At 65.5% G+C, this 10,005-nt stretch carries 10 protein-coding genes; all 10 read left to right on the top strand.

What is annotated here, in order from left to right; genetic code table 11:
* On the top strand, positions 1 to 2,345 hold a 2,345-nt coding region (locus QZ307_RS04870), incomplete at its 5' end, for a molybdopterin-dependent oxidoreductase (RefSeq protein WP_295996659.1).
* Between the two features lie 3 nt (positions 2,346 to 2,348).
* Positions 2,349 to 2,972: a 4Fe-4S dicluster domain-containing protein gene (locus QZ307_RS04865; protein WP_275207432.1), complete on the top strand. Its 624-nt coding sequence runs from the start codon at positions 2,349 to 2,351 to the stop codon at positions 2,970 to 2,972.
* A 135-nt stretch (positions 2,973 to 3,107) separates the two neighbouring features.
* The gene (locus QZ307_RS04860; protein ID WP_295996656.1) at positions 3,108 to 3,728 is read left to right on the top strand and encodes a molecular chaperone TorD family protein; all 621 of its coding nucleotides are present in this window, start codon (positions 3,108 to 3,110) and stop codon (positions 3,726 to 3,728) included.
* 94 nt (positions 3,729 to 3,822) lie between these two features.
* Positions 3,823 to 5,070 carry a 4Fe-4S binding protein gene (locus QZ307_RS04855; RefSeq protein WP_295996653.1) on the top strand — a complete coding sequence of 416 codons (1,248 nt, stop codon included), beginning with the start codon at positions 3,823 to 3,825 and terminating at the stop codon, positions 5,068 to 5,070.
* Positions 5,067 to 5,909, top strand: coding sequence for a hypothetical protein (locus tag QZ307_RS04850; protein ID WP_295996650.1), 843 nt, complete (start codon positions 5,067 to 5,069; stop codon positions 5,907 to 5,909). Before QZ307_RS04855 ends, QZ307_RS04850 begins: the two co-directional genes overlap by 4 nt.
* An 8-nt stretch (positions 5,910 to 5,917) precedes the next feature.
* Positions 5,918 to 6,598: a molecular chaperone TorD family protein gene (locus tag QZ307_RS04845; RefSeq protein ID WP_295996648.1), complete on the top strand. Its 681-nt coding sequence runs from the start codon at positions 5,918 to 5,920 to the stop codon at positions 6,596 to 6,598.
* Between the two features lie 113 nt (positions 6,599 to 6,711).
* On the top strand, positions 6,712 to 7,401 hold the full coding sequence (locus QZ307_RS04840; protein WP_295996646.1) for a 2-oxoacid:acceptor oxidoreductase family protein: 690 nt from the start codon (positions 6,712 to 6,714) through the stop codon (positions 7,399 to 7,401).
* Positions 7,385 to 7,807: a 4Fe-4S binding protein gene (locus tag QZ307_RS04835; protein ID WP_295996644.1), complete on the top strand. Its 423-nt coding sequence runs from the start codon at positions 7,385 to 7,387 to the stop codon at positions 7,805 to 7,807. The genes QZ307_RS04840 and QZ307_RS04835 overlap by 17 nt, the downstream gene beginning before the upstream one ends.
* The gene (porA, locus tag QZ307_RS04830) at positions 7,808 to 9,025 is read left to right on the top strand and encodes a pyruvate ferredoxin oxidoreductase (RefSeq protein ID WP_295996642.1); all 1,218 of its coding nucleotides are present in this window, start codon (positions 7,808 to 7,810) and stop codon (positions 9,023 to 9,025) included. It begins immediately after the preceding gene.
* Complete coding sequence (locus QZ307_RS04825) at positions 9,022 to 9,939, top strand: thiamine pyrophosphate-dependent enzyme (RefSeq protein ID WP_295996639.1); 918 nt, start codon at positions 9,022 to 9,024, stop codon at positions 9,937 to 9,939. Before porA ends, QZ307_RS04825 begins: the two co-directional genes overlap by 4 nt.
* The last annotated feature ends 66 nt before the right edge of the window (positions 9,940 to 10,005 follow it).

Here is a 10,005-nt window from a genome sequence, read left to right as displayed (position 1 = left end):
CGTCGCTCGTCGATGAGCAGGAATTCTTCTGCACCTGCTCGTGGAGTTGCTCGTTCTGCCAGTACAACATCTACACGCGCAACGGCAACGTGAGCCATATGCTGCCGAAGCCCGACTACACCTATCGTACCTGCCTGAAGGGCCGCTCGCGCATTCTGCGCGCCTATTCGCCCTCTCGTGTGCAGTATCCCATGAAACGCGCCGGCTACAGCCTGGACAACCCCAACGGCGAGATGCGCGGCAAGGACGAGTGGGAGCGCATCACCTGGGAAGAGGCCGGCGAGCTCATCGGCGAGCAGTGGAAGCGCACGGCCGAGAAGTACGGCGATCTGGCCAATACCTACTATCAGGGCGGCGGCGGTGCCCAGGGCTCGCTCAACGGCAATGCGGGCCTTATCATGCGCCTGTTCAACGCCACGGGTTGCACGAAGTGGGACTACTCCTTCGACAACGCCACCAACACGGGCCTGACCCGTGCGGGCATCCAGTGGTTCGACCAGTCCGAGCCCCAGGACTTCGTGAACTCCGACTACATCTTCCTATGCGGCGCGAATCCTGTGGGCGCCCAGATTCAGATGTGGCAGCACATCGCCAACGCCCAGGAGGCCGGCACCAAGCTGGTGTGCGTCGACCCGCTGTTCAGCCCCACCGTGGCCAAGGCCGATAAGTGGATTCCCGTGAAGCCCGGCACCGACCCGGCGCTGTTCCTCGGTCTCATCAAGAAGTTCATGGACGAGGAGACCTACAACGCCGACTTCGTGTTGAACCACACCTGCGCTCCCTTCCTCATCAACAAGGCCAACGGCACCTACCTGACCGGCGACACCGAGGTGGAGGGCGCGCCGTTCTGGGTAACAGGCGAGCCGCAGATGATCAAGCCGAACCTGGTGTGGGACGCCGATCAGAAAAAGCCCGTGTCCTACCAGGAATCCACGAACCCCGCCTGGTCCTCCGGTGACGACAAGTACGTGACCGCTTGGGATATGTTCAAGGAGCACGTGCAGTCCTACACCCTGGACTACGTGATGCAGGTGACCGGCATCTCCGAGGAGGACTTCAACTTCCTCTATGACATGCTGCAGCCGGCCAACAAGATTGCCCACTACATCAACTTCGGCGGCGGTGCCTATGAGAACGGCCTGCATCAGGCCTACGCCATGTCGGCCCTCATTGCCATGACGGGCAACTTCGGCGAGCCCGGCCGTTCCGTCGGCGGCTTCGACGCCATGTACGGCAACTTCTTCGGCCATGCCCTGTGCGCGCCCTCCAACGGTAAGATGGTATCGTCGGTGACCTTCCTGGCGGCCTGCGACGTGATGAGCTCCGGCAAGCTCATGGGCGAGGACTACCCGGTGAAGGACATCATCATCTCCCATGGCGGCATGATCGGTGGTTCGGTGAACTCCAACCGCGTGAAGGACGAGTTCCTGCGCAAGCTGGAGCAGGTAGTCGTCATCGACCCGTGGATGACCGACACCTGCAAGATGGCCGACATTGTGCTGCCCGCCTGCGATATGTACGAGTTCGAGGACGTGGTGCCGCTGTCCCATGAGCACAATGTGCGCCTGTCCGAGAAGTGCATCGACCCCATGTACGAGGCGAAGCCCGACGCCGAGATCGCCCGCTTCCTGGCACCCTACCTGGGTGTTGAGGACGCCGTGTGCGACGTCACTGACGAGGACTGGTGGAAGGGCACCTTCGACGACGTGGCGGCAGCCGTGGAGTGCGGCATCACGCTGGAGACGCTGCGCCAGAACAAGGAGATGCGCTACGTGAAGGAACAGCCCTACATCGGCAACAAGGGCCTGAACAACTTCATCACCACCACCGGTCGCCTGTACTTCTACGTGGACACCCCGGTGCCCCGTACGCCTTCGAACTTCGACGTGGAGTCTACCTTCGATCGCGAGAAGATGCCCACCTACTTCGAGAACAAGATTGCCGGCGAGAACTCCGAGTATGCGAAGGACTACCCGCTCGTGTGCATCTCGTGGCGCAACCCCACCCGCGTGCACATGACCCAGTTCATGGGCAGCTGGGCCAAGGAAGTGGCTCCCGAGCCCATGTTGTTCATCAATCCCGACGATGCCAAGAAGTACGGCATCGAGGACGGCCAGGACATCAAGGTGCACAACTGGCTGGGTCACTGCGTTATGAAGGCCGCCTACCATGTGGGTATGCGACCGGGTATGACCTGCTACTTCAAGGGGTACGCTGAAAACGAGAGCAAGTCCGGCTCCATGGGCGCCATCACGACCGACTACGTCGATCCCTACGCGGTGAACTGCTCGTTCTTCGACAACCGCGTGGCCGTGGAGCCCTGGGACGGAACGGTGGAGGAGTAAATCATGGCACATTACGCAATCGTCGTCGATACGAAGCGCTGCATCGGCTGCTGGTCCTGCGGCGTGGCCTGCAAGCTGGAGCACAATATTCCCAATGATGTGTTTTGGAATCGCACCCTGACCGTGGGCGGCGACCAGCCGAACACTCCATCGGGTACCTACGGCAACTGCCAGATGTCCTTCACACCGGTGCAGTGCAACCACTGCGACAACCCGGCTTGTGTGGAGGTGTGCCCCACGGGCTCTACCTACAAGGATACCGAGACGGGCATCGTCATGCAGACCACCGATGAGTGCATCGGCTGCCAGAGCTGCGTGCAAGCCTGCCCCTATGAGGGCGTGCGCACCTTGCTGGATGCCGAGCCCCAGTACTACGTGGACTTCCCCGTGGGCAACCAGCTGGCCCAAGAGCACCGCGGCAACACCGTGGAGAAGTGCAACCTGTGCTATTTCCGCGTGGCCGAGGGCAAGGACCCGGCCTGCGTCGAGGGCTGCCCGGGCCGCGCCCGCTTCTTCGGCGATTTGGACGATCCGAACTCCGAGGTGTCGAAGCTTCTGGCCGAGCGCGAGAACTTCACGCTGCTGCCCGAAGAGGGCACCGGTCCCAACATCTACTACCTGTCCTAGGTAATCGCCGGCCGGCCCCGGCCCCTCCCACGGGGTCGGCCCGCGCGATGGTATCATGACCGCGCATCGACCGAACCGGGTCGATGCGCGCGTCGGTTTTTCGCCGGTCGGTGCATTGTTGTGAAGGAGGCCGCTGTGGCTACCAACCTTTCGAATATGTTCTCGCTGCTGTCTGTGGGCTTTGCTGCGCCCACCATCGAGCGAGCGCGGCTGATGACCGAGGGCACTTTCGCCCGTGAGGTAGGGGAAACGTGGCGGGCACTCGAACTTGACGAGGCAGATGCCACGGCCTTTGCCGAGGCCATGGCTGCCTACGAGGGGCGCGATGCCGAAGAGGTGCTCCACGAGATTCGCTGCGAGTACACACGGCTGTTCCTGGTTGATCACCTGATCGAGCACACGGAGGGGCCGTGGCGCAAGAAGGCCAACGGGCAGGATACTGTGTTCTACATGATCAACGACATCTCTACCGGCGTGCAGGACTTCATGCGCGCTTGCGGTGTGGTGCGGCCCGCAGGCTACAACGACAGTGTGGATATGATCGACAACGAGTGGTACTTCTGCAGCATTCTGGCCGAAGACCCGGCCTATCTGGCCGAGCACGGGCTGTCGGCCGAGGAGAAGCTGACGGAGTTCGTGGACGAGCATATGCGCCAGTGGGTGCCCGGATTCAGCGACCAGGTAATCGAACAGTCGCGCATTTCCTATTACCGCGCCTTGGCTCAACTGCAGAAGAAGCTGGTCGAAGCCTTGTAGCGCGCGGGGCTGGCAGCGGCGGGCGCGGCCCGTGCGCCGAAGCCCCGGCTTCGCTATCATAGGGTGCATCGGCCGCGTTGGAGAGGGGAGGGGCATGGCCACCGGCGACCGCACGAACAAGATCGTCATCGAGCTGCACGGCGAGCGCTGCCTGCATGCGCGCAGCGTGGGCAGCGCCTGTTCGTTGTGCGCCGACTCGTGCCCTGGCACCGCTCTGCGGCTCGAGGGGCCCGGCGGTGCGCCCGTTATCAACCCGGCGCGCTGTATGCAGTGCGGCCAGTGCCTGACGGCGTGCCCCCTGGAGGTGTTCGAGTCCCCCAGTTTCACCGAGCGTCAGCTGGTGAACCGCATTAAAGGCGAGGAGCCGGTGAGTCTGCGGTGCTTTCTGCCCTACGGGCAACTGGAGGCCCTCGGCCAGGGGCCGCGCACCTACCAGCTGGGCGCCTGCCTGGCTTCGCTGAGCCCCGGCGTCCTGTTCGAACTGGCCCTTTCCCGTCCTTGTGAGCTGCGCACCGAGCGCTGCGAGAGCTGCGGCCTGTTCGCGCGCTTGCGCCCCACCTTCGAGGCCAACGTGACGGCCGCTTTCCGCATGCTGCACGGCGTGCGCGCCTCGGCGAACCTTACGGAGTCGGCGCCGCTGTTCCTGCCGCGCTTGACCGTGCCCCAGGGAGATTCTCCTTTGGCAGCGCCCTCGGCCCGAGCCAGCATTCGCGCGCTGTTCGGCGGGGTGCGTCGCCAGGCGTCGCCGGCGAAGAAGCGCTCGCCGCTGGCCCTGCGTCAGCGCAGCAAGCACGTGCCCGCTTGGCGCCGCCGTGCGGCCGAGCTGTGGACGCGCCAGGGATTTTCCGCCTCGGGAGCCTGCGACTTCGCGTGGCCCGAGCTGGTGGCCGACCCTGAGAAGTGCCGGGCCTGCGGTGTGTGCATGCAGATGTGCCCCACGGGCTCCATCAGCCATTACCTCGAGGATGGCGTGTTCTCCCACGTGTTCGTGCCCGGCACCTGCGTGAACTGCGGGCTGTGTCTGGCAGTGTGCCCCGAGGGCGCACTCTCTCGCGACTACCGCGCGTTCGCTCACCCCTTCCAGGGAGTGGAGTGCTTCTCGCGCGACGCCCACCGCTGCGAGCGCTGCGGTATGCCCGTGCTGAGCGGCGCCGACGACCGTTTGTGCCCGCCCTGCGCCGCCGAGGCGGCGCGCCCCAGTCTGGTGTCGCGCATCCGGGCCCAACTGGGCGTGGAATCGCCCGCTGAGCGCTCTGCGCGCGAGGGCGGTCGGGCCTGGGAGGTCGTGCCCGAAGCCCGGGATGATGCCCCCAAGGTCAACGGAGAGGGGGAGCGGCCATGAGCGCGACTCCGGCCCGGTTGTCCGATCCCGCCACCGTGGCGGTGCTGCACCGGCTGTACGAGCTGATGGACGATGCCTGCCGCAGGGCGAGCGATCTTGACTTGCCCGGCGCGGCCGTGCTGGCTGATGTGACCGCCCGCAGCCAAGGCCTTTCCCTGCGGAAGCTGCGCGAGGACTACGGGTTCTGCGCCGAGGCCGCCGAGGGGACGGCGCCGTTCGTGCGGCCCCTGGCCGAGCGTGAGCTGGCGGCGCTGGGACGCAGCGCCGAGGACCGCCGCGCCCTGGCCCTGTGCGCCACGGCCAAGGGGGCGGAGCGCTCGGCGTTGATCGATCGTGCGCTCGGGGCCCGGATGGTGGAGGCGTTTCCGGGCTTGACGGAGGAGAGTTTCGATCAACTGGTCGAACTGGGCTACGGCTATGCTCGGGCTGCGGGATATCCTGCCACGACTGCGGGCCTGTTCCCGGCGCCGGTGCTGCGTCAGCTGGTCGCATTCTGGCACCGGGTGGTGCTCATTGCCGCGCGGTTCGGCATGACGTCGCTGCAGGTGGTGGTGCTGGGCCGGGTGTGCGTCAGTCGTCCGGGGCTTTCCGCGGGGACGCGGGCCGAGGACCTGGGGCTGTCCGAGCGTTTTCTAGACGTGCAGATGGAGGGCTTGCGCGACCGCGGGCTGGTTCTTGAGGGCGATGTCCTGGGCTGCACCGAGGCAGGGTTCCAGCGCATCACCGACTTCACCCAGCGCTTGGCGGCCGCTCAGGCCGAGAAGTGGGAGGCACTGTCCGTGCCGGAGCGCACGGCCCTGGGTAAGCTGTTGCAGTACGTCCTGTACCTGTTCTCCTAGGGGCGCCCATGGTAGACGAGGCGCTGCTTGATTTCGGCCCGGCCGACGAGGAGGAACTGGAGGCCCTGCGCCTTCTGGCCTCCAGTTTGGCGCGCCTGTTCTCCTATCCCTCCGTCGAGGAGGCCCGGGTGTTCACCGACGGCGAGTCGGTGCAGTTTCTCATGGGCTTGGCTGCTCGTATCCAGGCGCCCGACGCCCTCTTGGAGCAGCGGGCTTCCCAGGCTCTGGCCTGGGCCGCCAAGCCCGCCGATGAGCGGGGCCAGACAATGCGCCGCGAGCTGACGCGCCTGTGCTATCGCCCCGAGGCCCCCGTGCCGCTGGAGGGCCGGCGCTGGGTGCGTCGCGATCCCGCCGAGCCCGAGGCGCGTCTGGGGGAGTCGGCCAGCGTGGCGCAGAGCTACCGTGCCGCCGGCCTGAAGCTGCGCGTCGGGGTGGTGGAGCGGGCCGATGCCCTGCCCACCGAGCTGGACTTTCTTGCTGCGGTGCTGGGTCAGGAGCTTGCTTTCGGGCGCGAGGGCAACGGTGCCCAGGCGCTTGTCTGGAAGCGTCGCCGCACCGTGTTCGCCGAGCGGCACTTGGGGCCTCTGGCCAGCGCCGTGGGCCAGGGCATTGAGCGCCTCAGCACCTGGCCGCCGTTGCTGCTGTGGACGGCGCTGCTGCAAATTGCTGCGCATCGGTGCGGCTACTAGGCCTGGTCGCCTTTCGTCCATTGGGGAGCCCCGCAGGCTGTGCGGTCAACTATACTGAACGTGGTGCGCTTGAGCGGCGCGCGTTTTAAAGGGCAATTACAAAGGACAAACCTATGGTGGAAGTTATTTGGCATGCCCGCGGGGGTCAGGGCGCCTTTACAGCGGCTCGGTGCCTGGGGGCCGCGGCGGCGCTTTCCGCGGGGCGCTCAGCGCTGGCGTTTCCCACGTTCGGTCCCGAGCGGCGCGGCGCGCCCATGCGGGCCTTCACGAAGATCTCGGACGCGCCCATCGGCGATCGCAGCGCGGTGCAGAAGGCCGACTTCGTGGTGTATCTGGACGAGACGCTGCTGGAGGACGGTTGGGAATCCGAGCTGAAAGAGGGCGGCCTCGTGCTGCTGAACGCGCGGCGCGCTGTCGACGACCCGCGTATTGTGGCGGTGGATGCCGACGGCATTTCCCAGGTGGTGCTGAAGCGCCCCATTCCCAACACCGTGTTCCTGGGTGTCATTCCGGCCCTGACCGACGTGGTCAATCTGGCCGACGTCCAGGAGGGCATCCGCGCCACCATGCCGGCCAAGCTTCACGAGAAGAACCTGGCCATTGTGGAGGCGGCTTACAGGCAGATGGTCGAACGGGAAATTGCGGGCACACGCTCGTTCGTCGAGGGCGAGCAGCCGGCTGTGGAAGTCACGCAGTCCCTGAGCGAGAAAGACCCGCTGTTCAACTTGGCCGCCGAGATTCTGGTCGAGGGCGATTCCCTGACCGAGGGAGAGGAAAGGAGCGCCAATGGACGCGATTTCTAGCCCGCGCCGGCCCTTCACGCCGTTTCTGCGCGACGGGCTTTCAACACCGCCCGAGGAGTACGCGCGCAGCACTTGCTATACCGCCGGCTTCCTGACCTCGATCAATGCCGGTTGGCGCAGCGAGAAGCCCCTTATCGACCCGGTGCAGTGCACGCTCTGCCTGAACTGCTACATGTACTGCCCCGACGGCACCGTGTTCAAGGTGCGCGACGAGGAGGGCGTGCTCACGGCCGTGGCCATCGACTACGATTTCTGCAAAGGCTGCGGGGTGTGCGCCAAGGTGTGTCCCGCTGACTGCATTGCCATGGTGGACGAGCATGCCGGCGAGAACGAGGGTGCCCCCGTTGACGAGGAAACGGCCGCGGGACTGCCGCCCGTCGACGGACCCATTGGGGAGGTGGCATAGATGCGGAAGTTTCTTTCAGGCAACGAGGCCTTTGCCGAAGGTGTGCGTCTGGCGCGTCCCCAGGTGATCAGCGCGTACCCCATTACACCCCAGACTACCGTGGTGGAAGCGCTGTCGGTCATGGTGGAGGAGGGCTCGCTGGATTGCGAGTACCTGCACGTGGAAAGCGAGCACACGGCGCTGTCGGCGGCCATCGGCGCGGCGGCCACGGGCGCACGCACCTTTACGGCCACGTCTTCCCAGGGTCTGCTGTACATGGCCGAGTGTCTGACTTACGCCTCAGGCGGCCGGTTCCCCATTGTGATGATGAACGCGAACCGCGCGTTGGCCCTGCCGTGGAACATCTACGGCGACCAGCGCGACTCGCTGTCGCTGTTGGATCACGGCTGGATCCAGGTGTACGCCGAGAACAACCAGGAGGCGCTGGATCTGGCGCTCATGGCCTACGCCGTGGCTGAGGACGAGCGCGTGTCGCTGCCGATCATGGTGAATGTGGACGGTTTCGCGCTTACTCATACCTACGAGTCGGTGGAGATTCCCTCGGCCGAGGAAGCTGATGCCTTCCTGCCGTCGTATCGCACCGACAATCAGTTCGATTTCGGCGCTCCGAAGAACATCGGCTACTCCGCCGGCCCCGAGTACAACCGCTACTACCAGTACCAGCACCATCGCGATATGCGGGCGGCGGAAGCGGTCATCGCAGAGGTGGAGGAGCGCTTTGCGGAAACTGTGGGACGCCAGTATCCGGGCATGGTCGAGACCTACCAGTGCGATGACGCGGAGTTCGTGCTGGTCACGCTAGGCTCGGCGGCGGGTTTGGCTCGCGATGTGGTAGACGGCCTGCGGGCGGCGGGGAAGCGCGCCGGTATGCTGCGCATTCGCTATCTGCGTCCGATGCCCGACCGCCTGATTGCGCATGCTCTGGAAGGCGTGCGCGCCGTGGGCGTGCTGGAACAGGATATTTCCTTCGGCGCCGAGGGCACCGTGTTCACCAACGTGCTGTCGGCCTTGGCCCGGCATGGGGCTTGTCCGCCGGCCCTGAACTTCATCGGCGGCCTGGGCGGCGACGATATCTCCCGCGCCCAGATGGAGGACGCCTTTGCCGCCTTGGAGCAGCTGGCGGCCACGCAGGAGCGCCCGATCGATCCCGTGCGGTTCCTGGGCATCGACGACGTGCAGGTTGTTTCGGCATCGGCAACGGAAGGAGGTGCGCGATGAGCGTCAACGCCCGTACCATTACCGACGAGGAGTTCTTCTACGGCCATAAGGCCTGCCCGGGGTGCGGTGGTGCCCTGGTGGTGCGCCAGGTGCTGAAGGTGCTGGGACCCCAGGCTGTGGCCGCGCTGCCCGCCGGCTGCATGAGCGCCACGGGCTTCAACTTCCCGCAGCTGGCCTTCGGCAACAACGCCATGATCACGCCCTTCGCCGCCACGGCCTCGGTGCTTTCGGGCATTGAGGCGGGTTTGCGCGCCCAGGGCAAGAAGCCCGAGGAGTGCACTGTGGTGGGCTTCGCCGGCGACGGCGGCACGGCCGATATCGGCCTGCAGGCGCTGTCCGGCGCCATCGATCGCAACGACGATGTGCTCTATATCTGCTACGACAACGAGGCCTACATGAACACGGGCATTCAGAAGTCGAGCCTTACGCCGCGGGGCGCGTCTACCACCACGACGCCGGCGGGCAAGAACGCCCACGGCTGCCTCACCAACAAGAAGAGCCTTTTCGAAATTGTGGCCGCCCATCATATTCCCTATGCTGCCACGGCGTCGGTGGGCTATCTGAACGACTTCATCAAGAAGGTGGAGCGCGCCCGCGATATCAAGGGCACCCGCTTCATCCACGTGATGGCGCCCTGTCCCGTGGGGTGGGGCTTCCCCAGCGCCGACATGGTGGATGTGGCAAAGGAGATTGTGGACACGGGCCTGTGGTACCTGGCCGAGTACGAGGGCGACGCGGTCAGCGGCGTGCCCGGTGGGGTGTTCCGTCTGAACCGCAACCCGAAGCAGTTCAAGCCCATTGAGCCCTATCTGCGTCGTCAGGGCCGCTTCAGCGCCGATGACGAGGCCGACCTGGCCGCCCTCGAGGCCGTTCGCGACGCCCAATGGGCCTTCATGCGCGAGCGGTGGGTGTAGGCGCCGTCCCCACGGCTCCGCACCGCCTTCCATACCATTCGCCGCATCGGCGACGACGAGGGGAGT

Origin of the sequence: uncultured Adlercreutzia sp. (assembly GCA_910585575.1) — a bacterium.
GTDB lineage: Bacteria > Actinomycetota > Coriobacteriia > Coriobacteriales > Eggerthellaceae > Adlercreutzia.
The sequence above is the reverse complement of the archived record's forward strand: the minus strand, read 5'-3'. Positions and strand labels throughout refer to the sequence as shown.